This is a genomic window from Polaromonas potterensis, assembly GCF_033446725.1.
GTDB lineage: Bacteria > Pseudomonadota > Gammaproteobacteria > Burkholderiales > Burkholderiaceae_C > Polaromonas.
The window spans coordinates 364,712-386,195 of the sequence record NZ_JAWQLX010000001.1 but is presented as its reverse complement, the minus strand read 5'-3'; the positions used below and the strand labels follow the sequence as shown (position 1 = coordinate 386,195).

Sequence of the window (21,484 nt, the reverse complement as noted above, 5' to 3'; positions counted from 1 at the left end):
TGGCTTGGGGCGGCCCGGCGCTGGCGGCCGTGGCCCCCACGCTTTTCACTGAGCCCGCCGCGTCATCGGCGTCTGGCGGATGTGTCATGTGCTGGCCGCGTCCTCTTCCAGCACGTAACCCAGGCCGCGCAGGGTGCGAATACTGGCACCGCTGCCGGCTAGTTTCTTGCGCAGGCGCGAGATAAAAGCCTCCAGCGCGTTGTCACCCAGCGCGCCGTCGGTTTCGGACAGTTTGTCGGACAAGACCCGTTTGCTGACCACGCGGCCTGGCGGTGTCATCAGTTCCCACAACACCTCGAACTCGCGCGCGGGCAGGTCCCAGGCCTGGCCCTGCAGGAAAAAGCGGCGTGTCTTGCGCTCCAGCACCAGCAGGCCCAGGCTGACACGGTCGTCGGTGCCGTGGACGCGGCGCACCAGGGCGCGCAGACGCGCCTCCACCTCGGCCAGATCGAAGGGTTTGCCCAAATAGTCGTCGGCCCCGGCGTCCAGTCCGTCAATCCGTTCCTGCGTGCGGTCACGTGCCGTCAGCACCAGCACCGGCGTGCGGTCACCGCGAGCACGCGCCTCACGCAGCACCACCAGGCCATTGCCCAGGCCGCTGCGTTCATGTGTGGACACTGGCAGGTTCAGGTCCAGCAAGACCGCGTCAAAAGGCTGGACCCGCCACCAGTGGCGCGCCTCGTCCAGGGTGCTGGCGATGTCCACCCGGTGCCCAGCGCTGGCCAGGCTGCGCAGCATCAGGCCGCGCAACACCGCATCGTCTTCAACCAGGAGGATTCGCATGGACTCGGGACACCTTCTACGCAAAATTACGCAGTGACCAGGTCAGCCACCGGTCAGCCACTGCGGGCGATAAACACGGCATGAGCATACGACAGTTAATCTTCGCAGCCGGCCTGGCCGTGGCCCTGCCGACCATGGCCCAAAACGCCGCCGCGACCGCCCCCCCTCCACCCGCCACGTCCAGCCTGTCCCTGGCGCAAGCGCTGCAAGCGGCGCGCAACAACCTCGACGTCTCGCTGGCGCGCCGCGCGCTGGCGGCCGCCCAGGCCGATATCACCGCGGCCGACCATGCGCCGGCACCGGTCCTGTCGGCCAAGGCCTCGCAGATGGACTTGCAAAACGGCATAGGCGGCGGCAACGTCCTGACGCAAAAACGCATCGACAAATCCGTCGGCCTGGACTGGACCTGGGAGCGCGGCGACAAACGGGTGTTGCGCACCCGGGCCGCGCAGCGCAATGCCGATGCCGCCCAGTCCGACGTCGAGGACGCCCTGGTGCTGCAACAGCTGGCCGCCAGCGCCGTTTTTTTTGATCTCTTGTCAGCCCAGGAGCGTATCGAGCAGGTCAGCGCCCTGGAGCGCAGCGCGCTGCAGATCGCCGCCACGGCCGCACGCCGCGTGACGGCCGGCGACCTGGCCGCACAGGACGCGGCCCGCACCGACATCGAGGCCCAACGTGCCAGCACCGATCTGCGCACCGCCCAACTGGACCGCCAGCGCGCAGCCCTGACCTTGGCACAACTGACCGGTTTCACCGGGCCCGGCGTGTTGCAAGCGCAGCCCGACTGGCCGACACGCCAGGCCATGGACGCCGTCACTGGCAATAGCGCCTTGTATCCGGCGATTGAAGCCCGCGCCGATGTGATGGCCGCACGGCAACGGGTGGAAGCCGCGCAGGCCGCGTTAGACGTCGCCTCGGCGCAAAAGAAAGCCGACATCACCGTGGGCAGTTCCCTAGACCATTACCCCGGCACCTCGACCCGCTTGCTGGAGCTGCGCTTGCAAATGCCGCTCTACGGCCTGTTCGGCGGCTACAACTTCCAGGGCGAAATCGCCAGAGCGCTGGCGCAACTCGATGCGGCCCAGGACCTGCTGGAAAAAACCCGGCGCGAAGCGAGCGCGGACCTGCAGCGCCTGCAGCAGGAACGCGAAAGCGCTGCCGCCCGCGCCCTCAGCTACGAGCGCACCATCCTGCCGCGCGCGCGCCAGGTCGCGGAAATGGCCGAGCTGGCCTACAACAAGGGCGCCTTGTCCCTGACCGACCTGATCGACGCACGCCGCACCTTGCGCACCATCCTGCTCGAAGAGCTGGCCGCACGCACCGACCACGCCAAGGCGGCCCAGGCCTGGCAGCTGCGCCAGCCCTAACCGTCCCCCATTCCCGACGCCCCGCCGGACCGGCCCTTTTCTTTTTCGGACCTCCATCGTGAAACGTACCCTTCTTCTCACCCTCTCCGCCTCGGCGCTTGCCCTGTTATCGGCCTGCAATGAACCCGCGCCACCCCCGCCCGAGGTGCTGGCGCCGATTCTGCAAGGCAACCAGCTGCGATTTCCGCCGGGTCACCCCCAACTCGCCTTGCTGGGGGTCATCAACGCCGCGCCCAGCAAGGCGATCACGGTGGAGCTGCCGGCCCGGCTGGTCTGGAACGAAGAACAGACCCAGCGTATCTACCCGGCCTTTGCCGGCCGCGTGACCGCCATCAAGGCCGATGTCGGCCAGCCCGTGAAAGCCGGCAGCTTGCTGGCCCAACTGGCCTCGCCGGATTTTGGTGGGGCCCAGGCCGACACCGCCAAAGCCCAGGCCGACGCCCGGCTGGCGCAAAAATCCTTGCAGCGTCAACGCGAACTGTTCGAGGCCGGCATCATCGCCCGCAAGGACCTGGAGCAGGCCGAGGCCGATGCCGCACGTTCAGCCGCGGAAAGCCAGCGCGCCGAGGCTCGCACCCGGATGTATGGCGGCGGCAGCGGCAACGTCAACCAGCAGTTAGGCCTGTTGGCCGGCATCACCGGTGTGGTGGTGGAACGCAACCTCAACCCCGGCCAGGAAGTCCGGCCCGACCAGTCCGGCCCCGGCGCGCCGGCGCTGTTTGTGGTGACCAATCCGACCTCGTTGTGGGTGCAAATCGACGCGCGCGAATCCGAGGTCGGCACCCTGCAACCCGGCGCCGCGTTTGAATTGCGCATCGCCGCCATGCCGGGTGAAAAATTTGAAGGCCGCGTCACCGCCGCTTCCGACTTCATCGACCCGGCCACCCGCACCATCAAGATCCGCGGGCTGGTGGCCAACCCCGGACGCAAGCTCAAGGCCGAAATGCTGGCCACGGCCCGCATCGAACGCATGCTGGGCCCGGGCGTGCTGATTCCCGCGCAAGCAGTGTCGCTGTGGGGCACCCAACACATGGTGCTGGTCCAGGTGCAGCCGGGCGTGTTCGAGTCACGCGAGGTTGTGCTCAGTTACGAAGGCCCGCGCGAGGCCGTGGTGTCGCGTGGACTGGAGGCCGGCGAACAGGTGGTCAGCGAAAACACCTTGTTGCTGGCGCGTGAGTTCCGCCAGGCCCAGGAAGACGCACGGCCTGAAAGAAATGATAAAAAAGCGGCTCCAGCCCCCCAGGGGACTGCGTCAGCAGCTATCAAAACAGTAGCGCCTGCGGTGCTGCCTTCCCGCACACAGGCTCAACGATGAAACGGCTGATCCACTACGCGCTGCACCAGCCGCTGTTCATCGTCCTGGGCACGGTGATTTTCGCCATTGCCGGCATCATCGCCTTCCAGAATCTGTCGGTCGAGGCCTTTCCCGATGTCACCGACACGCAGGTGACGGTGATTGCGCTCTACCCGGGCCGCGCCGCCGAAGAGGTGGAAAAACAGGTGACGCTGCCGATCGAAGTCGCGCTGTCGGGACTGCCGAACGCGATCCGTGTGTTCTCGCACACCCAGTTCGGCCTGTCCTTCACCGTCGTCACCTATGACGACAAGGCCGATGTGTTGCAGGCGCGCGCCCAGGTTGGCGAACGCCTGCGCTCGGTCGACCTGCCGCCCGGCGTCGAGCCCACGATCGCGCCGAATGCCTCGGCCGTCGGCGAAATCATGCGCTACCGGGTGCGCGGCGACGGCCTGACCACCACAGAGTTACGCACCATCGAGGACTGGACCGTCGAACGTACCTTGCGCCAGGTTCCCGGCGTGGCCGACGTGGTGGCCATGGGCGGCTTCATCAAGCAGTATGAGGTGCAGCCCGACCTCGACAAGTTGCGCGCCTACAAACTCACCTTCCAGAACCTGCTCGACGCGTTAGGTCGCGGCAATGCCAATGCCGGCGGCAGTTATGTGGCGCAGGGCACGCAGCAATACGCCATCCGCGGCATCGGCCTGCTGCGTTCGTCCGACGACATAGGCCGCATCGTGGTCTCGGCCAAAAACGGCACGCCGGTGCTGGTGCGCGACATCGCCCAAGTCACCGTAGGCGCGGTGCCGCGGCTGGGCACCGTGGGCCAGGATCTGGACGACGATGTGGTCACCGGCATCGTGGTCATGCGCAAGGGCGAGAATCCCAGCGTGGTGCTCAAGGGCGTGAAGGAAAAAATCGCCGAACTCAACAGCCGCGTCCTGCCCAAGGGCGTGCAGATTGTTCCCTACTACGACCGCACCTGGCTGATGGGCAAAACCCTGACCACGGTGTTCCGCAACCTGGTCGAAGGCGCGCTGCTGGTCTCGCTGGTGCTCTACCTGTTCCTGTCCAACATCCGCGCCAGCCTGGCCGTGGTGGTGGTGATCCCGCTGGCCTTGCTGGCGACCTTTCTCGGCCTGAAAATCATGGGCGTGCCGGCCAACTTGCTGAGCCTGGGCGCCATGGACTTCGGCATCATCGTGGATGGCGCGGTGATCGTGATTGAAAACATCATGCACCGCCTGTCCGAAAGAAAAGAAGGCATGAGCGATGCGCAGCGACGCAATGTCATCATCGACGCAGCCACCGAAGTCGGGCGCCCCACGCTGTTTTCGATGTTGATCATCATCGCCGCGCACATCCCGATTTTTGCGCTGCAACGCCACGAGGGCCGCATCTTCCAGCCCATGGCACTGAGCGTGACCACGGCGCTGATCGGAGCCCTGATTTTCTCCCTGACCCTGGTGCCGCTGCTGGCCTTCTGGATGTTACGCAAAAAGCTGCCGCACGGTGACAACCGCCTGGTGGCCAAATGCAAACGCGTGTACACACCGGTGCTGGACTGGGCGCTGGGCCATCGCCGCCTGGTGGTGATCGCCGCGCTGGCCGCCTTCGGCCTGTCGATTCTGGTGGCTTCCCGGCTGGGCTCGGAGTTTCTGCCCGAACTCAACGAAGGCACGATCTGGGTCAACGTGCGCCTGCCCTCCAGCGTCTCCAACGACGAGGCCACACGTATCCTGCGCAATGTGCGCAAGGCGCTGCTGACGGTGCCGGAAGTGCGCACCACCGTGTCCAAGGCCGGCCAGCCGGAAGACGGCACCGATCCCAAAACCATCAGCATGGGCGAGGTGTTTGTGGACGTCAAACCGCAAGAGGAATGGCGCAAGGGCCTGACCAAGGAACAACTGATCGACGAGATGGACAAGGCCGTGTCGGCGCTGCCCGGCATGCAGCCGACCTTCTCGCAACCGATTCGTGACAACGTGCTCGAGTCGATCTCGCAGATCGACGGCCAGATCGTGATCAAGGTGGCCGGCGATGACCTGGTCGAACTCAAACGCATCACCGAAGCCATTGAACGCGAGGTCAAGCAGGTCAAGGGTGTCTTCCGCGCCGAGATCGACCGCGCCGGTGACCTGCCACAACTGGTGATCGACATCGACCGCGACCGGGCCGCGCGCCTGGGCGTGAACGTGCAGGATATCCAGGACGTGATCGAAGCCGCGCTGGCCGGCAAGGCGGCCACCCAGCTCTGGGAAGGCGAACGCAAGTTCGCCCTCGCCGTGCGCCTGCCGGAAAGCCAGCGCGTCATCGCCAACCTGCCGCAGACCCTGATCCCCACACCCGACGGTGGTTACACCCAGCTCGGCAGCGTGGCCACCATCCACCAGACCAGCGGTGCCATGAACATCGCCCGCGAAGCCGGGCGCCGCACCATGGCGATTGGTATTTTCATCAAGGGCCGCGACATGGGCTCGGTGGTCAAGGACATGCAGACCCGCGTCGACCAGAACGTCAAGCTGCCGGCCAACTACAACATCGGCTGGTCGGGCGAGTTTGAAAACCAGGAACGCGCCATGAAGCGGCTGTCAGTGGTGGTGCCGCTGTCGCTGCTGCTGATCTTCGTTTTGCTGTTCGACGCCTTCAAGTCCCTGCGCATGGCCGCGCTGATTCTCATCAACGTGCCGCTGGCGCTGATTGGTGGTTTCGTGGCGCTGTGGGTGTTTTCCATCCCGCTGTCGGTGTCGGCGGCCATCGGTTTTATTGCGCTGTCGGGCCAGGCCGTGCTCAACGGCGTGGTGATGCTTTCGGTGTTCCAGCAACTGCAGAAAGCCGGCCACAGCGTGGTCGAGGCGGTCAAGCTCGGCTCCATGCAGCGCCTGCGCACCGTGCTGATGACGGCCATGCTGGCCGCGCTGGGCCTGCTGCCCATGGCCTTGTCGCACGACATTGGTTCGGAGACACAGCGGCCGCTGGCCATCGTCATCATCGGTGGCCTGATCACGGCCACCTTGCTGACACTGGTGCTGCTGCCGGTCTTGTACGTGGCCTGGTTCAGCAAGGATAAAAAGCCGGTCGCCAGCGACAAGACCGCCGCACCGGCGCTTGAGGCCACGCCGTGAGTTCAACCGCCCGTGCAGCGCACCGCCGTGGTGCTGCTGCACGGGGCAGTCCGCAGCGCCTCATTCGCTACAAATTTAATAGCTGCTTGCGCATATAGGACAAGGGCTGCAGGCCTTTTTCATGCGCAATCCGAGGCACAAAAGCGCCAGGCCGGAGCGGAGGCGCCTGGCCAGGACCCGGTGGCGAAAGACGCTGCAAATTTGCAAAAAACTTTACAAAATCCTCACGCACGCGTTATGGCGCGCTTACACAGGCCGCGCAAACTTCTCTTCAACCTGACGCCAATTCCCGGTCGCAGGCTTTGTCTTCTCTTGAAAGGAAGCTCTCATGACATCCGTTTTCAAACCCCTGAAGTCCGTCAACAGCCTGATCCTGGTCGGCATCATGGCCTCTATGGGACTGGCCGCCACAGCACAAACCGTGGCGCCTGTCCAGCCAGCCCCGTCGACAGCTGCGGCAAAAGCCGGCGAACACCGCCACGACCCGGCCAAGATGCAGGAGCGCATGGCCAAACGTGCGGCCGAGCTGAAAGCCAAACTGGCCATCACGCCGGCCCAGGAAGGCGCCTGGTCGGCCTTCACCGCCGCCATGAAACCAGCGGCACGCGATAACGCGGCACGTCCCGACCGCGCCGCCCAGCGCGCCGAATTCGCCAAGCTGACCACGCCCGAACGTATTGACAAAATGCGTGCGATGCGCACCCAGCGCATGAGCGAGATGAATGCGGCCATGGACAAACGCGGCGAGGCCACCAAGACTTTTTATGCGGCACTCAATACCGACCAGAAAAAAGTCTTTGACAGCCAGCCCATGGGCCACGGTGGCCCGCGCCATGGCCACCACGGTCAGCACCACAAAGGCTGAACGCTGATACGCTACACCACAGCGACCCCCCGGCCCGCCGCTGCGTCTTCCCGACGTGGCGGCGGGCTTTTTCTTGTGGTGCTCAGCCGCCGGCCAGCAGCGTTGTGAGTTCCCCGCTGGCGATCAGCTGGTCCAGGTCGCTGGCCCCACCTATCAACATACCGCGCACAAACACCATGGGCAAGGTCGGCCAGCCGGTCCACATCTTGAGGGCATTGCGCGGACGCCAGTTGCTCAGGTAGTTGCCGTATTCCAGGTAGTGGTGGGCCACACCGGCGGCGTCCAGCGCGCGGCGCGCTTGGCGCGGAAACGGATTCAGGCCCATGCCCACCACCACCACGGCATGGGCCGCCACCGCGGCCTGCACCTCCAACACGATGGCTTGTTGATGCTGGGCAACTTTGGCCCGAATGGCGGGATGGATGCTGGATTCGTCAAGAATGGCGCGGGGCATGGTGAGGTCCTTCAAGGAATAACGGGTTCCGCAGCTTAAGGCATGACGCTGGCGCCGCCACGCAAAAAAAAGACGCCCGACTTCTTGCGAAGCGGGCGCTGTTGCCAAGCCCTGTCAGGGCGGGTGAAGAAACTGAATTATTGGGGTGCTGTCTTGACCGTGCTGCTGGGGCCCGTGTCCATGCCTTTGCCCGTGCTGTTGGCCGTTGCATCACGCTTGGCCTTGCGTGCCGCTTTGCGGTCGGCACGGGCAGCCTTGCGTTCGGCAGAGGTCGACGATTTGGCCCCGGCGGCCGGTGCACCCGACACGCTGGAGTCACCTTGTGCCGACGCACCGGCCTTGCTGCCACCGGGGATTTCGGCTTTCACGTCCGCGCGGGTGGTGGCCGACATGCCGCCGCTTGCACCGGTCTTGGCTGCGCCTGAAGGCGTGCCACCGCCCTGGGCCGGTGCACCGACTTTGGCGCCGGAGCGGGTGTTGATTTCGCTTTTGACATCCGCACGGGTGTTCGGCATGGTGCCCGCATCCACCGCCGGGGCCACGGTGGTGGCGCCGCCCTGGGCCTGAACCGGTGCAGCGGGGGTCTGTGCCACCGCAAAACCGGACACGACCATCATGCTGGCCAGAAGAATCGACGTTGTTGACTTATGCATCTCAATTTCCTTTGAATTTTTGAAGGGGAGTCGCTCGGGAGGTCCCTCAAGTGACCCCACACCTTCAATGTGGGGCCGGGATCAAGCACTTGTTATCAGTGCAAAGGCTGCTTGTGTGTAGGACCGTTGTCCCGCAACAAGCTGGTTTCCGCCTAGGCTTATTGCGGCGGACGAGCCACCTGGCCAGCCGTGTTGCCCGAGCCCTGCATATTCACCGACGCACTGCCGGCGGATTTAGCGGGCAAGGCGTTTTGGATGCCGCGGTCCGCACGTTCGGCGACGCTACCGACGCTGTTGCCCACGGCACTGCCGGCGCGTTTGGCCGTGCGTTTGGCCGTGCGTTTGGTCGCATCAGCGGCCTTGCCCATGGCGCCTTCCACCCGGTTGGCGGTCCGGCTTACCGTGCCTTTGACACCGCTCGAACTTTGCGCCGCGACCGGGGTCTGGGCGGACGTGCTGCCATTCACGGTGGCCATGGCATGGGCGCGCGCATCGCTGTCGATCTGGCTGTTGGTGCCGTCTCGCACACCGCCCCCCATCTGAGCCTGGGCCGCAAAAGCCAGCGTGGCACTCAGCGCCACGGCGACGGGAAGAACACGCATAGAAAATTTGTTCATGTCTAACTCCTGATAAAAAGCCCCAACCGGACAAGGCCGGCTGTGAACTCCTGGGAACGAAAAATCATCCGGCAAAGAAACACCACCTGATGCGGCGAGTCCCTTGCCAAGCCAGGCCCATGAAGGCTTGCTTGGTATGAATTTAGCGCCGAGGCGCCAAGCGGCCTATCGGCGGGCCTCGTCCGGCAACGTAGGACGCCACCTCTTCAAAATCTTCAAAATTTCGCCGAAAGACCTTAGAGCCTGTTCCCGGTCTACAGGGGCCGCGTTGGGACGCAATCGGGCGGTCTGCGGCGTTGCAAAATCAGCCAAGGCACACGCCTTGGCTTGGGTTTTGCGCCTTGCATCCCATCCCGACAATCTACTTGCGCGACCCCCTGTAGACCGGGAACAAGCTCTAAAACACGGCAAATAAGCTTGCTGTCCTACGCCGGTCCGGAGCCAGGTCGCGCAACAATGTCTCTTTGCCATTTCCTTGTCCCTCATGCATCCTCCCGAATCCCTCATCCAGGTCAATGAAGCGGCGGCCGTCGCCGTGCCTTTGCGCAGCGATGACGATGCACTGGCCGCTACCCAGCAAGCCATTGCCACCGCCTCGCTGAGTTTTTCCATCAAGGTGTTGACGGTCAACATCCACAAAGGCTTCACCTTCTTCAACCGCAAGTTCATCCTGCATGAATTGCGCGAGGCCGTGCGCACCGTGGGTGCCGACGTGGTGTTCCTGCAGGAAGTGACCGGCACCCACGCCAAACACGAAAGCAAGGTGGCCAACTACCCGGTCACACCGCATTACGAGTTCCTGGCCGACAGCATCTGGCCGCAGTTTGCGTATGGCCGCAACGCGGTCTACACCAACGGCCACCACGGCAACGCGGTGTTGTCCAAGTTTCCCATCATCCGTTTCGAAAACCGCGATGTGTCCATCAGCGGACCCGAGCGGCGCGGCCTCTTGCATTGCGTCCTGGAGGTGCCGGGCCGCGACACGAATGTGCACGTCATTTGTGTGCACCTGGGCCTGGCCGAATCCCACCGCATCAAACAACTCAAGATGTTGTGCGACCTGGTGCACAAAGACATCCCCGCCAGCGCGCCAGTGATCGCCGCCGGCGACTTCAACGACTGGCGCCGCCGCGCCCACGATGTGCTGGCGCAAGGCGCCAACATGCACGAGGTGTTTGTGCAGGCCAATGGCAAGGCCGCCCGCACCTTCCCCGCACGTTTTCCCCTGCTGCAGCTGGACCGCATTTATGTGCGCAACGCCATCGGCCACGCGCCCGTGGTGTTACCGATCAAACCCTGGTCGCATCTATCCGACCACGCGCCGCTCGCGGCGGAAATTGAATTATGAAAATGGCTCCCACGCTTGTCACGGCGTGTGCCTTCGGCGGTGCGCTGCCCCCCGAGGGAGCCCCCACCCTAGCAGCCGGGGCCGCGGAACCGGCTTTGCCGGGCCGCAGGCGCAGTGCCCCTTCGGGGGGCAGCGCATTACGCGAAGCGAAAAGCGTGGGGGCCTTGACCTTATGACCCCCTGGATCGGCGGCAACCACTTCACCTTGCTGGAAAACGGTGAGGCCTTTTTCCCCCGGGTGTTCGCGTCTATTGCTGCGGCTCAGCGCGAGGTGCTGCTGGAAACCTTCATCCTGTTTGAAGACAAGGTTGGCACCGCCCTGCAGGCGGCCCTGCTGACGGCGGCGCGGCGCGGCGTGCAGGTCGACCTCACCATCGACGGTTACGGCTCACCCGATCTGTCGACTGCTTTTATCTCGGCGTTGACACAGGCCGGCGTGCGGGTTCATGTGTTTGACCCGCAGCCCCGGCTTTGGGGCTTTCGCACCAACCTGTTCCGGCGCATGCACCGCAAAATTGTGGTGGTCGATGGTGCACGTGCGTTTGTAGGCGGTATCAATTATTCGGCCGACCACCTGGCGGACTTCGGCCCCCTGGCCAAACAAGACTATGCGGTGGAGATCGAGGGGCCGCTGGTGGCCAACATCCACTACTTTGTCCGGGCCCAGCTGCTGATCGGCCAGCGCCACCCGCATCGTTATAGACGCCACCTGTTCCGCCGCACGCCGGCCCCCTCGGCCAGCAGCAGCCTGCCGGCGGCGGGCAGCGCCGAAGCCCTGTTTGTCACCCGCGATAACCGCGAGCATCAAAACGACATCGAACGCCACTACCGCATCGCCATCCGCGGTGCGCGGCGCCGCATCATCATCGCCAACGCCTACTTTTTTCCCGGCTACCGCCTGCTCAAGGCGTTGCGCAAAGCCGCGCGACGCGGCGTGGAGGTGCAACTGATCCTGCAGGGCGAACCCGACATGCCGATTGTCAAAACCGCGGCCAACATGCTGTACCACCACCTGCTGGGCGCTGGCGTGAAAATTTACGAATACCGCGAGCGCCCCTTGCACGGCAAGGTCGCGCTGACAGACGACGAATGGTCGACGGTCGGCTCCAGCAACCTGGACCCGCTGAGCCTGTCACTCAACCTCGAAGCCAACGTCATCATCAAGGACCGGGCCTTTAACCAGCAACTGGGCGAGCACCTGACGCAGTTGATGGAAAGCAGTTGCAAACAAATCCATGCCGCAGACCTGACCGAGTCCGGCGCCTGGGTCACGCTGCGCAGTTTTTTTGTGTTCCATTTGTTGCGCCGCTACCCGGCCTGGTTTGGCTGGCTGCCGGCCCACACGCCGCGCCTGATGCCGGCCGAACATCTGCTGGCCACGCCAGGCACCGACCGCGTCAGCGAAGGCCAGGCCTCATGAGCCGCGACCAGGTGCTGGACGGCCCCGGCAAGCCCTGGTGGCCCTGGCTATTGCGCGCACTCACCGTGGCGTTTTTTGCACTGGTGCTCTGGTTGCTGGCCGCGCAGGCGCGCGCCATCGCCTGGGACGAGGTCTGGGCCACCTTGCGCAACTACCCACTGCGCGCACTGGGCTTTGCTGCCGCGCTGGCCATCAGCAGCCTGACGCTGTACAGCAGCTTTGACCTGCTGGGACGACGTTACACCGGCCACACCTTGCGTGCACCCACGGTGATGGGGGTCACCTTCATCAGTTATGTGTTCAACCTCAACCTCGGCTCGCTGGTCGGCGGCGTGGCCTTTCGTTACCGCCTGTATTCGCGGCTGGGCCTGGACACCGGCGTGATCACCCGCGTCATGTCCCTGAGCATGTTGACCAACTGGATTGGCTACCTGTTGCTGGCCGGTTTCATTTTTGGCTTTTACACCCCGGCCCTGCCGCCTGACTGGAAAATTGGCAGCGCGGGCCTGCAGCTGCTGGGTTTTGCCCTGCTGGCGATTGCACTGGCCTACCCGCTGCTGTGTGCTTTTTCCCGGCAGCGCAGTTTTGCCGTGCGCGGCCATGAATTGGAGCTGCCGTCCTGGCGGCTGGCGCTTCTGCAACTGGGCATGGGTGCCGCCAACTGGCTGCTCATGAGTGGGGTTGTCTTCATGCTGTTGCAGCAAAAAATCGCATGGCCCACCGTGGCCGGTGTGTTGCTGGTCGCCGCCGTGGCGGGTGTCATCACCCATGTACCGGCCGGGCTCGGAGTGCTCGAAGCGGTGTTTGTGGCGCTGCTGTCGCACCTGATGCCCACCACCGAGCTGCTGGCCGGGCTGGTGGCTTACCGCGTCATTTATTACCTGCTGCCGCTGACGGGGGCCAGCCTGCTCTACCTCGCCACCGAAAGCCGGGCAGCACAACAGGCGCCCATCGACCGCTGACGGCACAGCTGGCGGCCCTTAAGCCCTGTTTACGCCCTGTTGGCCACCAAAGCCTGGTTTTGGCTACGTGTCAGGGGATATATCCGTGCAAAAATCCCCAAATAACTGTATATTAATACAGTGTTTTCACAAACTAACCCCATCACCTGGCCTTACGCCGGCCGTCTGCCCGTCCTTGAGCAGGCCGCGCCAACGGCGGGCGTGACCTTTGCGCCCTGGCCTACAGCGCAGGGACAGCTACTTGCGCCACCATGGCTGTTGAGTGCAGAAACAAGGAGCAAGCCATGGGTGTGATGAACGACTGTCTGACCAGCGACCTTTTCCCCGAAGCCCCGCTGCCCATCCCCTTGCAGGGTCAAACGGATTGGCCAGGGTTTTGCCATGCCGCACAGGGATTGCTGGCGCAGCACATCCGGCCCGGACAAGTCAGCTGGTGCTGCAGCGACGACACGCGTCCCCACCTTCCCGTGTCCGGCCACAGCGCGCAGCTCTCTTTGCCGCCCGAATTTCTGGCCCCGGGTGAAGCCGTCATCCAGCACCGCGACCCCGACCGTTTCAAGCTGCTGTACCGCCTGCTCTGGCGCCTGCAACAGGAGCCTGATTTACTGCACCAGCCGCTGGATACCGACTGGGTCCTGGCCCAAAGCCTGGCGCAAGCGGTAGGCCGTGACATCCATGAGCTCAAGGCCTTTGTGCGCTTTCGCCGTGTGCAGGACGAAGCCTTCAGCAACCAGCCCGCGATCGGGCCGCTGCATGTCGCCTGGTACCAGCCCCAACACCACATTGTTGAAACCGTCGCACCCTTTTTTGCACGGCGCTTCCGGCAAATGCGCTGGGCCTTGCTGACGCCCGAATGCAGCGCCGAGTGGGACGGTGCCCAGCTGCATTTCGGCCCCGGGGCACAAAAAGCCAATGCCCCCGCGCTCGACGCCGGCGAGCAACTCTGGCTCCGATATTACCGACGCACCTTCCACCGCCGGACCGTGCGATCAGGCGGTGGGCCCTGCCAACCTGCTGACAGACAAGAAGCCACGGACAGAACTGAACCGGCCGACCTGTTCCGCCTGCTAGCGGCTTGAAGCTTAAGGCCTGCGGAGGTTGGGCTGGGGAGTCGTGCCCGGTGTGGGCACCACCACATCACGGTCGTCCCTGCTGCCGGGCGGCAACACCGGGCGGGTGCTGGAGTCGCGCGGATCATCCGGACCCGGCGCCGGCACCGTGGTGTCACGGACATCCGGCGGCAAGGTGGGCCCCGGCGGCAAACTCTCGCGAAACGCCGGATTGCGGTTGATACGTGGTTTGGGCGCCGGTGCCTCACGCTGCGCAGCGGCGACAAACCCGCTGGCCAGCAGCAACACCAGCAAGATCGGCAAGCGCCTGTTCATGTTCACTCCCCTTGTCGAATTCAGTTGACCGGGCCGTCGCCCCGGTGCACGGGTACATCGGTGTGCAGCGGCTTCTGGCTGTTCGGCTGCATGCCCGGACTCATCTCGGGCCGGAAGTCCGGCCGCATGTCGGGCTTGAGTTCTTCCGGCTTCATGCGTGGTTTCAATTGTGGCCTGATCCTGGGTTTGATGTCGGCGGGCAGCGGCGCACTGGCACCGGGCCACGCGGGCTTGACACCCATTTCCGGCGGCACCTGAGTGGCGTTGTCGGGCAGGGTGCTGGGTTGCGCTGCCACGGCCGCCGAAATGCCCAGCAGCACCATCAGCAGCACGGATTGGACAACAGGGTTCTTGTTCATGGTGGCTCCTTCTCAACACGGTATGCGCGGCGGTGGGCCGAACGGTCTGGTCCACATCTTCAAGGTAAGTCCGCCTGCTGCCGGTTTTTATCGGTAGCCCACCCGCCTCCCTGTAGGACCGGTCCGCCTGGCGCCCCAAGCACCGTGGCGCACAGGTGACAGAACCACAAGCTTCGTGCAGGGCGAGGCTTGCTAATCTTGGCGTCATGCAAATCTCCGAACTGGCCCAAGGTACTGGCGTTTCCGTGCATGCCCTGCGCCACTACGAAAAACTGGGCCTGCTGCAGCCCGCACGCCGCGCCAGCGGCTACCGCGACTACAGCGAAGCCATGCGCCGCGAAGTCGTGTTTATCGCCATGTCGCGCAGCATCGGTTTTTCGCTCAAAGCGATTGCCGCGCAGCTTCCCGCCTACCGCAGCGGCCGGTTGAGCGTTGAACACATGGCCGAGGCCATGCAAGAGCGGGTAGCCGACATCGACAGCCAGATCGACCAACTCAAAACCCAGCGCCACACGGTGCTTGCCCACATCGCGTGGATGAAAAAACAGCAGCGTGCACAAGCGACCAACAAGACCCCGCCGCCCTGGCCCGCCGTCCAACGCAGGCCAGCACCCACCACGCCAAGGAAACCCCAAGCATGACCACCACCTCTCCACCATTCCAGCAACTTGAACAGCGGGTGCTCGCCATGCCCATGGCCCGCACCCTGGGCTTGTTCTTCAAACACATCGCGCCCGGAGAAGTGGAGGTCGAAATCCCGGTGCTGGATACCTTCACCTTCCGACCCGGCCAGTTGCAGGCCACCGCGGTGTTTGCCGTGGCTGACTTTGCGGCCGTGGCAGCGGCCGGCACCTTGCTGGCGCCGGGCTGGACCCATGCCACGGTGGACGCCACGATCAAACTCGTCGCGCCCGCCCAAGGTGTGTTGCTGCGTGCGCGCGGCCGGGTGCTCAGCGCCGGCAAATTGCTCACGGTGTGTGCCGCCGATGTCTACGCCGTCAGCCCCGAGGGCGAGGAGACCTTGTGCGCCACCTTGCTGGGCACGGCACGCAATCTCAACACTGCGACACGGCCCGTGTGACGCTATGGTCTTGATAGCTGCTTGCGACCGCCCTTCAAGGGCTACAGGCCTTTTTTTCTTAAGAAATCGGCTATTCGACTGGATCCAGCCGCCGCACCACCAGCTCCTGGAAACCGGTGCTCACATCGGCCTCGCGGCTGAACTGCCAGCCCGGCAGCAGCGCCAGCACCACCTCGGCCGTGGTGCGCACCACGCAGCCGCGCATCACATGGCCGCCGCGCACACGGCCTTGCCCATCGGCCACACTCGCATGTAAATGCGGGCCGTCGACACTCAGGGTACCCGACAGGCTCAAGAGTTCCAGCGGTGTCACCCACGACGTGCCGGCGGCCTGGTCTGCATAACGCAACACGGCACAGGACAAACTGCCCACCGCCGAGAGCACACAGGCCGCACCCACACCCTCCGCGTGTAAGGCGCGAAACGCCGCTTCCAGCGCGCCGCGCAAGTCCTCACCGGGCTGCAGACGCAAAACATGGACTTGCACAGGCATGGCGGACTCCTCAAAAACCAAGGCCAAGCCCTTATCCTCCCACAAGCCCCCACGTTTCATTCCCTCACAACTGCGGCAGGCCCCGCTGTTAAGATTCTTCACTTTCCGGGCTACGCTTTTCAGCGAGCGCTTTTTCCTGTTTTTCCCGCGACGACGCGACGCCTATTGCCCATGACCGTTGCCCTCCCGGCCAGCAGCCCCGCCAGTTTCGAAATCAAAAGCGCCAACCTGCCCCTGGTCGCACTTTTGCTCAAGTCCACCGACCTGGCCGCCTTGTCCCGCGACCTGACGCTGCGTTTCGGCGACATTCCCGACTTTTTTGACAACGACCCGCTGGTCATCGACCTCTCGCCGCTGGCCGCCGACACCACACCTATCGACTTCGCGGCGCTGGTGGCGCTGATACGCCCTTACCGCGTGGCACCGATTGCCGCACGCGGCGGCAGCCCGACCCAGATGGCCGCGGCCGCAGCAAGCGGCCTGGTGGCCGCGCCGGACGCCCGGGTCCATGTGCCGCCGTCGCAACCCGCACCCCAAAACACCCCCAAGCCGGAACCACCCCCGGCCGAGGCCCCGCCACCCGGCGCCCTGATCATCGACAAGCCGTTGCGCTCCGGCCAGCAGGTCTATGCACGCGGCCGCGACCTGGTGGTGCTGGCCATGGTCAATCCCGGCGCCGAAGTGATTGCCGACGGCCACATCCATGTGTATGCGCCTTTGCGTGGCAAGGCCATGGCCGGGGCACGCGGCAATGCCGATGCGCGTATTTTTTCCCTGTGCCTGGAGCCCGAGTTACTCTCGATCGCCGGCATTTACCGCACCAGCGATGTGCCCCTGCCCGACGGCATGTGGGGCCAAGCCACACAAGTGCGGCTGGTGGCCGGCCCCGGCGGCGACAAACTCGTGATGGAGTCCATCAAAGCATGAGATCGTCCCCACACTTGTCACTTCGTGTACTGCGTTGCCCCCCGAGGGGGCTTATTTTCCTTGGGGCGGCCCGGCGGAAAATGGCCATACCCCCACGCTTGTTTCTGCGTGTATTGCGCTGACCCTCCCACCCTTCACCAGTTAATTCCCAAAGGACTTTTTACCCATGGCAAAAATCATCGTGGTTACCTCCGGCAAGGGTGGCGTGGGCAAAACCACCACCAGCGCCAGCTTTGCAACCGGCCTGGCCCTGCGCGGCCACAAAACCGCCGTCATCGACTTTGACGTCGGCCTGCGCAACCTGGATCTGATCATGGGCTGCGAACGCCGCGTGGTGTACGACCTGATCAACGTGATCCAGGGCGAAGCCAACCTGAACCAGGCGCTGATCAAGGACAAGCAGTGCGACAACCTGTTTGTGCTGGCCGCCTCGCAGACCCGCGACAAGGAAGCGCTGAGCAAGGAAGGTGTCGAGAAAGTCCTGAACGACCTGGCCGCCATGGACTTTGAATACATCATCTGCGACTCCCCGGCGGGTATTGAAACCGGTGCGCTGATGGCCATGCATTTCGCCGACGAAGCGCTGGTGGTGACCAATCCCGAAGTGTCCTCGGTGCGCGACTCCGACCGCATCCTCGGCATGTTGTCGAGCAAGACCAAACGCGGCATGGAAGGCGGCGACCCGATCAAGGAACACCTCTTGATCACCCGCTACAACCCCAGCCGCGTCGACCAGGGCCAGATGTTGTCGCTCGAAGACATCAAGGACATCCTGCGTATCAAGCTGATAGGCGTGATCCCCGAGTCCGAGTCCGTGCTGCAAGCCTCCAACCAGGGCGTGCCCGCCGTACACATGACCGGCAGCGACGTGTCCGAGGCCTACAAGGACGTGATCGCCCGTTTCATGGGGGAAGACAAGCCGCTGCGTTTTATCGACGCGCCCAAGGCCGGCTTTTTCAAACGTGTCTTTGGAGGCAAGTAAAACGCCATGGCTTCATTTTTGTCCTTCCTGCTCGGCGAGAAGAAAAAGACCGCCAGCGTCGCCAAAGAGCGGCTGCAGATCATCCTGGCGCACGAACGTTCGGGCCGCCAGGGCCACGAGCCCGACTACCTGCCGGCGCTGCAGCGTGACCTGATCGCGGTGATTTCCAAATACATCAACATCAGCCCCCAGGACATCAAGGTCCACCTGGAGCGCCAGGACAACCTGGATGTGCTGGAAGTCAAGATCGAGCTGCCCGACAAGTGAGACGGGTGGCGAATCACTCGCTCCCGATTTGATAGCTGCGTGCGCCCACTCTGTTTGGGCTAGCGGCCTGTTTCTCTTAAGAAATAAGTAAAAACAGCCACCGGGCCCCGCCACCATACAAGCGCGGCGGGCTCAACTACCTGCGCCGAATGCACGGTGAGACAACCGTCGCAAGGCGTGGTGAGCGCCACGGCCAGCGCGATCAACTCGCGTGTTTTGGTATCCAGGTGCCCGCGTGAAAACCCGGCTGACGCGGCGGGCGGGCAGAGGTAAATTGGGCCCATGGTCAGCGCCTGATCCACCAGAAAGCACACCCCATGTACCACCGCCTGCTCTTGGCCCTCGGCCTGTTCCTCGTCATCGCCTTCGGCAGCAGCGCCGTCCAGGCCCAGCCACGTATAGGCGTGTTGATGTTGCACGGCAAAAATCCCGGCAACAACATGGACCCCAACTTCAGCCCCATGAAAGCCACTTTCGAGCGCCAGGGCTGGCTCGCCACCGTGCCGGACATGCCCTGGTCACGCGGCCGTTACCTGGACGGCCACTGGGACAAAGCCATGGCTGAAGTGGCCGGCCATGTGAAAACCTTGCGCGAGCAGGGCGCGACGCGTATTGTCATCGTCGGCCACAGCATGGGGGTGCCCGCGGCGCTCAGCCACGCGGTGCGCGCCGGCGACATTGATGCGCTGGTGCTGCTGGCGCCCGGGCATTCGCCCGAGGGTTATTACACCCAGTCCCGGAACACGGTGGTGCACGACAGCGTGGACGAGGCCCGCGCCCTGGTGGCGGCCGGCAAGGGCGATTCACGTGAGCGTTTCAGCGACATCAACCAGGGCCGGCAACAAACCGTGGTCACCACGGCCAAGGATTTCCTGTCCTACTTCGACCCCCAGGGCGAGGCCGAGATGTCGCTGACCGCACCGCGCGTGCCGGCCACGACCGCGGTGATGACGGTGATTGGTGAAAAAGACCCACTGTTCAAGCGGGTCAAGACTTATTACGTCGACAAGCTGCCCGCCAACCCGAAAAACAAATACCTGGAAGTCTCAGGCGGCCACCTGGACACACCCCGTGTCGCCAGTGACGACATCATCACCTGGATCAAAACTGCTGTCACCGACTAGGGCTGCCCCAATTGCTATCACTTTCATAGCTTCTTGCGCTTATCCTATAAGGGCTAACGGTCGATTTGGCTTATAAACCGCTGACTTGCCACCCCTGATCCCAGAAGACACAATTCGTCAACCCACTCAGGAGAAGCTGATGACACCCGATCGCCGCACCTGGCTTCGTTACAGCCTGAGCATCGGCCTGCTCTGCCTGGCCCTGGCCGGCCAGGGTGCACTGGCGCAAACCACGCAGAAGGTGGTCGACATCCCCAGCCGCCCCGGCGTCACGCAGCGTTTTGTCTACATCAGCCCGCCCGCGCCCAAAGCCGCGGTCATCCTGCTGGCCGGCGGCCACGGCGGCCTGCAGATCTCGGCCAACGGCGCTTATACCTGGGGCGCCGGCAACTTCCTGGTGCGCACGCGCCAGCAGTTTGCCGACGCCGGCCTGGCCGTTGTCGTGATCGATGCGCCGTCCGACCGCCAGTCCTCGCCCTACCTCAGCGGCTTTCGGCAAACGCCGGAACACGCGGCCGATGTCCTGGCCGTGATCGCCTGGCTCAAGCAGCAGGCCCCGGTGCCGGTGTGGTTGGTCGGTACCAGCCGCGGCACACAGTCGGCCGGCGCCATCGCCACGGTGGCCAGCCCGGCCCAGGGCGGGCCCGACGGCCTGGTGCTGACCGCCACCATCCTGACCGACGACACGGGCCGCGCCGTGCCCAAGATGCCGCTGGAAAAACTGGCCATCCCGGTGCTGGTCGTGCACAACACACAAGACGGCTGCAAACACTGCGCTTTCAGCGACATGCCGCTGCTGATGACGCCACTGGCCAAAACCCCCAAGGCCGAACTGATCACCCTGAGCGGCGGCCAGAGCCAAGGCGACCCCTGCGAAGCCAAGGCTTACCACGGCTTCAACGGGCTGGAGGCCGAAGCGGTCGGCAAAATCAGCCACTGGGTGCTGACACACTGACCGCCCGGGCAGCGCAGTCTATTTTTGGGAGAAGCTCATGCTGATCAACTGCGTGGTGTATCAAAACGGCAGCAAACTCGCCGACATTCCCATCGGCGACATCAGCGAGCACCTGGCCCATCCCGACACCTTTGTCTGGGTCGCCTTGCAAGACGCCACAGCGGCGGAGCTGGAAGAGATGCGCCAGGAGTTCGGCCTGCATGAACTCGCGGTGGAAGACGCACAACATGGCCACCAGCGGCCGAAAATCGAGGAGTACGGCAGCTCGCTGTTTTCCGTGTTGCACCTGGTCGAGCCTATGCCCGGTGACGCCTCGGAGATGCATGTCGGCGAGGTCGACATCTTCACCGGCCACAACTACGTGTTGTCGGTGCGAAACCGCAGTTCGATCAGCCTGCTGGGCGTGCGTGCACGTTGCGAGCGCGAGCCCGAGCTGCTGCGGCACGGCTCCGGCTTTGTCCTGTATGCCTTGATGGACGCGATTGTGGACCGTTATTTTCCCGTGATCGACAGCTTCGAGACCGAGCTGGAAACCATAGAGCGCGACATTTTCACCAAAGGCACGGCACGTTCCAACATCGAGCGCCTGTACGAACTCAAAGGCCGCGTCCTGGTTTTAAAACATGCGGTGGCGCCGCTGCTGGAAGGCGCCAGCAAATTGCATGGCGGTCGCGTGCCGCAAATCTGCGCCGGGGTGCAGGATTATTTTCGCGACGTGGTGGATCATCTGTCGCGTATCAATGCCTTGATCGACACCATGCGCGACACCATAGGCACGGCCATCCAGGTGAATCTGGCCATGGCCACCATCGAGGAAAGTGAAGTCACCAAACGCCTGGCCGCCTGGGCCAGTATTTTTGCGGTGTGGACAGCTTTTGCCGGTGTCTGGGGCATGAACTTCGAACACATGCCCGAACTCAAGTGGGAGTACGGCTACCTCATCGCCCTGAGCACCATCCTCATCGCCTGCGCCCTGCTGTATTGGGGCTTCAAACGCGCACGCTGGTTATAGATTCAGAG

At 63.9% G+C, this 21,484-nt stretch carries 23 protein-coding genes and 1 pseudogene; 16 read left to right on the top strand and 8 right to left on the bottom strand.

Annotated elements, in window-relative coordinates:
* Positions 1-84: 84 nt before the first annotated feature.
* Complete coding sequence (locus R6254_RS01865; protein ID WP_318403952.1) at positions 85-783, bottom strand: response regulator transcription factor; 699 nt, start codon at positions 781-783, stop codon at positions 85-87.
* An 80-nt stretch (positions 784-863) separates the two neighbouring features.
* Between R6254_RS01865 and R6254_RS01860 the strand changes: the two genes are divergently transcribed.
* From R6254_RS01860 to R6254_RS01845, 4 genes are all read left to right on the top strand, one after another.
* Positions 864-2,150 carry a TolC family protein gene (locus R6254_RS01860; RefSeq protein ID WP_318403950.1) on the top strand — a complete coding sequence of 429 codons (1,287 nt, stop codon included), beginning with the start codon at positions 864-866 and terminating at the stop codon, positions 2,148-2,150.
* A gap of 58 nt (positions 2,151-2,208) precedes the next feature.
* Complete coding sequence (locus tag R6254_RS01855) at positions 2,209-3,465, top strand: efflux RND transporter periplasmic adaptor subunit (protein WP_318403949.1); 1,257 nt, start codon at positions 2,209-2,211, stop codon at positions 3,463-3,465.
* The gene (locus tag R6254_RS01850; RefSeq protein WP_318403948.1) at positions 3,462-6,572 is read left to right on the top strand and encodes an efflux RND transporter permease subunit; all 3,111 of its coding nucleotides are present in this window, start codon (positions 3,462-3,464) and stop codon (positions 6,570-6,572) included. The genes R6254_RS01855 and R6254_RS01850 overlap by 4 nt, the downstream gene beginning before the upstream one ends.
* 328 nt (positions 6,573-6,900) lie before the next feature.
* Complete coding sequence (locus tag R6254_RS01845) at positions 6,901-7,437, top strand: Spy/CpxP family protein refolding chaperone (protein WP_318403946.1); 537 nt, start codon at positions 6,901-6,903, stop codon at positions 7,435-7,437.
* An 82-nt stretch (positions 7,438-7,519) separates the two neighbouring features.
* Here R6254_RS01845 and R6254_RS01840 read toward each other — a convergent pair whose 3' ends face one another.
* The 3 genes from R6254_RS01840 to R6254_RS01830 all read right to left on the bottom strand — a co-directional run bounded on the left by R6254_RS01840 (position 7,520) and on the right by R6254_RS01830 (position 9,161).
* Positions 7,520-7,891 (bottom strand): glutaredoxin family protein, encoded by a 372-nt coding sequence (locus tag R6254_RS01840; protein WP_318403944.1) that lies wholly within the window; start codon positions 7,889-7,891, stop codon positions 7,520-7,522.
* Positions 7,892-8,028: 137 nt separating this feature from the next.
* Positions 8,029-8,544, bottom strand: a complete 516-nt coding sequence (locus tag R6254_RS01835) for a hypothetical protein (protein WP_318403942.1) — start codon at positions 8,542-8,544, stop codon at positions 8,029-8,031.
* 158 nt (positions 8,545-8,702) lie between these two features.
* Positions 8,703-9,161 (bottom strand): hypothetical protein, encoded by a 459-nt coding sequence (locus R6254_RS01830; RefSeq protein ID WP_318403941.1) that lies wholly within the window; start codon positions 9,159-9,161, stop codon positions 8,703-8,705.
* Positions 9,162-9,645: 484 nt separating this feature from the next.
* Between R6254_RS01830 and R6254_RS01825 the strand changes: the two genes are divergently transcribed.
* The 4 genes from R6254_RS01825 (at position 9,646) to R6254_RS01810 (ending at position 13,970) form a co-directional block, all read left to right on the top strand.
* Positions 9,646-10,509, top strand: a complete 864-nt coding sequence (locus R6254_RS01825; protein WP_318403940.1) for an endonuclease/exonuclease/phosphatase family protein — start codon at positions 9,646-9,648, stop codon at positions 10,507-10,509.
* 172 nt (positions 10,510-10,681) lie between these two features.
* Complete coding sequence (gene clsB / locus R6254_RS01820; protein WP_318403938.1) at positions 10,682-11,929, top strand: cardiolipin synthase ClsB; 1,248 nt, start codon at positions 10,682-10,684, stop codon at positions 11,927-11,929.
* Positions 11,926-12,891, top strand: coding sequence for a lysylphosphatidylglycerol synthase domain-containing protein (locus R6254_RS01815; protein WP_318403936.1), 966 nt, complete (start codon positions 11,926-11,928; stop codon positions 12,889-12,891). Before clsB ends, R6254_RS01815 begins: the two co-directional genes overlap by 4 nt.
* A gap of 284 nt (positions 12,892-13,175) precedes the next feature.
* Positions 13,176-13,970 carry a TIGR03915 family putative DNA repair protein gene (locus R6254_RS01810; RefSeq protein WP_318403935.1) on the top strand — a complete coding sequence of 265 codons (795 nt, stop codon included), beginning with the start codon at positions 13,176-13,178 and terminating at the stop codon, positions 13,968-13,970.
* A gap of 3 nt (positions 13,971-13,973) precedes the next feature.
* Here the strand turns inward: R6254_RS01810 and R6254_RS01805 are convergent, their stop codons facing one another.
* A complete protein-coding gene (locus R6254_RS01805; protein WP_318403933.1) occupies positions 13,974-14,276 on the bottom strand; it encodes a hypothetical protein in 303 nt (100 codons plus the stop codon).
* A 20-nt stretch (positions 14,277-14,296) separates the two neighbouring features.
* Entirely contained in the window at positions 14,297-14,635 is a 339-nt protein-coding gene (locus R6254_RS01800; protein WP_318403932.1) for a hypothetical protein, read from the bottom strand.
* A 206-nt stretch (positions 14,636-14,841) separates the two neighbouring features.
* Between R6254_RS01800 and R6254_RS01795 the strand changes: the two genes are divergently transcribed.
* Positions 14,842-15,276: a MerR family DNA-binding transcriptional regulator gene (locus R6254_RS01795; protein WP_318403931.1), complete on the top strand. Its 435-nt coding sequence runs from the start codon at positions 14,842-14,844 to the stop codon at positions 15,274-15,276.
* Positions 15,273-15,716 carry a PaaI family thioesterase gene (locus tag R6254_RS01790; RefSeq protein ID WP_318403930.1) on the top strand — a complete coding sequence of 148 codons (444 nt, stop codon included), beginning with the start codon at positions 15,273-15,275 and terminating at the stop codon, positions 15,714-15,716. The genes R6254_RS01795 and R6254_RS01790 overlap by 4 nt, the downstream gene beginning before the upstream one ends.
* Before the next feature lie 70 nt (positions 15,717-15,786).
* Here R6254_RS01790 and R6254_RS01785 read toward each other — a convergent pair whose 3' ends face one another.
* Complete coding sequence (locus R6254_RS01785; RefSeq protein WP_318404346.1) at positions 15,787-16,203, bottom strand: PPC domain-containing DNA-binding protein; 417 nt, start codon at positions 16,201-16,203, stop codon at positions 15,787-15,789.
* A gap of 177 nt (positions 16,204-16,380) precedes the next feature.
* Between R6254_RS01785 and minC the strand changes: the two genes are divergently transcribed.
* The 3 genes from minC (at position 16,381) to minE (ending at position 18,385) form a co-directional block, all read left to right on the top strand.
* The gene (gene minC, locus R6254_RS01780; protein WP_318403928.1) at positions 16,381-17,136 is read left to right on the top strand and encodes a septum site-determining protein MinC; all 756 of its coding nucleotides are present in this window, start codon (positions 16,381-16,383) and stop codon (positions 17,134-17,136) included.
* A gap of 166 nt (positions 17,137-17,302) precedes the next feature.
* Positions 17,303-18,118 (top strand): septum site-determining protein MinD, encoded by an 816-nt coding sequence (minD, locus tag R6254_RS01775; RefSeq protein WP_318403926.1) that lies wholly within the window; start codon positions 17,303-17,305, stop codon positions 18,116-18,118.
* 6 nt (positions 18,119-18,124) lie between these two features.
* Complete coding sequence (gene minE, locus R6254_RS01770) at positions 18,125-18,385, top strand: cell division topological specificity factor MinE (protein ID WP_318403925.1); 261 nt, start codon at positions 18,125-18,127, stop codon at positions 18,383-18,385.
* Positions 18,386-18,507: 122 nt separating this feature from the next.
* Here the strand turns inward: minE and R6254_RS01765 are convergent.
* Positions 18,508-18,639, bottom strand: a pseudogene (locus tag R6254_RS01765) (carboxymuconolactone decarboxylase family protein); the annotation flags it as partial.
* 63 nt (positions 18,640-18,702) lie between these two features.
* Here R6254_RS01765 and R6254_RS01760 point away from each other — a divergent pair.
* The 3 genes from R6254_RS01760 (at position 18,703) to R6254_RS01750 (ending at position 21,476) form a co-directional block, all read left to right on the top strand.
* Entirely contained in the window at positions 18,703-19,509 is an 807-nt protein-coding gene (locus R6254_RS01760) for an alpha/beta fold hydrolase (protein ID WP_318403923.1), read from the top strand.
* A gap of 139 nt (positions 19,510-19,648) precedes the next feature.
* Positions 19,649-20,464 carry an alpha/beta hydrolase gene (locus tag R6254_RS01755; protein ID WP_318403922.1) on the top strand — a complete coding sequence of 272 codons (816 nt, stop codon included), beginning with the start codon at positions 19,649-19,651 and terminating at the stop codon, positions 20,462-20,464.
* A 37-nt stretch (positions 20,465-20,501) separates the two neighbouring features.
* Positions 20,502-21,476, top strand: a complete 975-nt coding sequence (locus R6254_RS01750; RefSeq protein WP_318403920.1) for a magnesium and cobalt transport protein CorA — start codon at positions 20,502-20,504, stop codon at positions 21,474-21,476.
* The last annotated feature ends 8 nt before the right edge of the window (positions 21,477-21,484 follow it).

Excerpts from the sequence above, each read along its gene's own strand:
- R6254_RS01865 (WP_318403952.1), bottom strand. The coding sequence starts at position 783 with ATGCGAATCCTCCTGGTTGAAGACGATGCGGTGTTGCGCGGCCTGATG.
- R6254_RS01860 (WP_318403950.1), top strand. The coding sequence starts at position 864 with ATGAGCATACGACAGTTAATCTTCGCAGCCGGCCTGGCCGTGGCCCTG.
- R6254_RS01850 (WP_318403948.1), top strand. The coding sequence starts at position 3,462 with ATGAAACGGCTGATCCACTACGCGCTGCACCAGCCGCTGTTCATCGTC.
- R6254_RS01845 (WP_318403946.1), top strand. The coding sequence starts at position 6,901 with ATGACATCCGTTTTCAAACCCCTGAAGTCCGTCAACAGCCTGATCCTG.
- R6254_RS01840 (WP_318403944.1), bottom strand. The coding sequence starts at position 7,891 with ATGCCCCGCGCCATTCTTGACGAATCCAGCATCCATCCCGCCATTCGG.
- R6254_RS01835 (WP_318403942.1), bottom strand. The coding sequence starts at position 8,544 with ATGCATAAGTCAACAACGTCGATTCTTCTGGCCAGCATGATGGTCGTG.
- R6254_RS01830 (WP_318403941.1), bottom strand. The coding sequence starts at position 9,161 with ATGAACAAATTTTCTATGCGTGTTCTTCCCGTCGCCGTGGCGCTGAGT.
- R6254_RS01825 (WP_318403940.1), top strand. The coding sequence starts at position 9,646 with ATGCATCCTCCCGAATCCCTCATCCAGGTCAATGAAGCGGCGGCCGTC.
- clsB (WP_318403938.1), top strand. The coding sequence starts at position 10,682 with ATGACCCCCTGGATCGGCGGCAACCACTTCACCTTGCTGGAAAACGGT.
- R6254_RS01815 (WP_318403936.1), top strand. The coding sequence starts at position 11,926 with ATGAGCCGCGACCAGGTGCTGGACGGCCCCGGCAAGCCCTGGTGGCCC.
- R6254_RS01810 (WP_318403935.1), top strand. The coding sequence starts at position 13,176 with ATGGGTGTGATGAACGACTGTCTGACCAGCGACCTTTTCCCCGAAGCC.
- R6254_RS01805 (WP_318403933.1), bottom strand. The coding sequence starts at position 14,276 with ATGAACAGGCGCTTGCCGATCTTGCTGGTGTTGCTGCTGGCCAGCGGG.
- R6254_RS01800 (WP_318403932.1), bottom strand. The coding sequence starts at position 14,635 with ATGAACAAGAACCCTGTTGTCCAATCCGTGCTGCTGATGGTGCTGCTG.
- R6254_RS01795 (WP_318403931.1), top strand. The coding sequence starts at position 14,842 with ATGCAAATCTCCGAACTGGCCCAAGGTACTGGCGTTTCCGTGCATGCC.
- R6254_RS01790 (WP_318403930.1), top strand. The coding sequence starts at position 15,273 with ATGACCACCACCTCTCCACCATTCCAGCAACTTGAACAGCGGGTGCTC.
- minC (WP_318403928.1), top strand. The coding sequence starts at position 16,381 with ATGACCGTTGCCCTCCCGGCCAGCAGCCCCGCCAGTTTCGAAATCAAA.
- minD (WP_318403926.1), top strand. The coding sequence starts at position 17,303 with ATGGCAAAAATCATCGTGGTTACCTCCGGCAAGGGTGGCGTGGGCAAA.
- minE (WP_318403925.1), top strand. The coding sequence starts at position 18,125 with ATGGCTTCATTTTTGTCCTTCCTGCTCGGCGAGAAGAAAAAGACCGCC.
- R6254_RS01760 (WP_318403923.1), top strand. The coding sequence starts at position 18,703 with ATGTACCACCGCCTGCTCTTGGCCCTCGGCCTGTTCCTCGTCATCGCC.
- R6254_RS01755 (WP_318403922.1), top strand. The coding sequence starts at position 19,649 with ATGACACCCGATCGCCGCACCTGGCTTCGTTACAGCCTGAGCATCGGC.
- R6254_RS01750 (WP_318403920.1), top strand. The coding sequence starts at position 20,502 with ATGCTGATCAACTGCGTGGTGTATCAAAACGGCAGCAAACTCGCCGAC.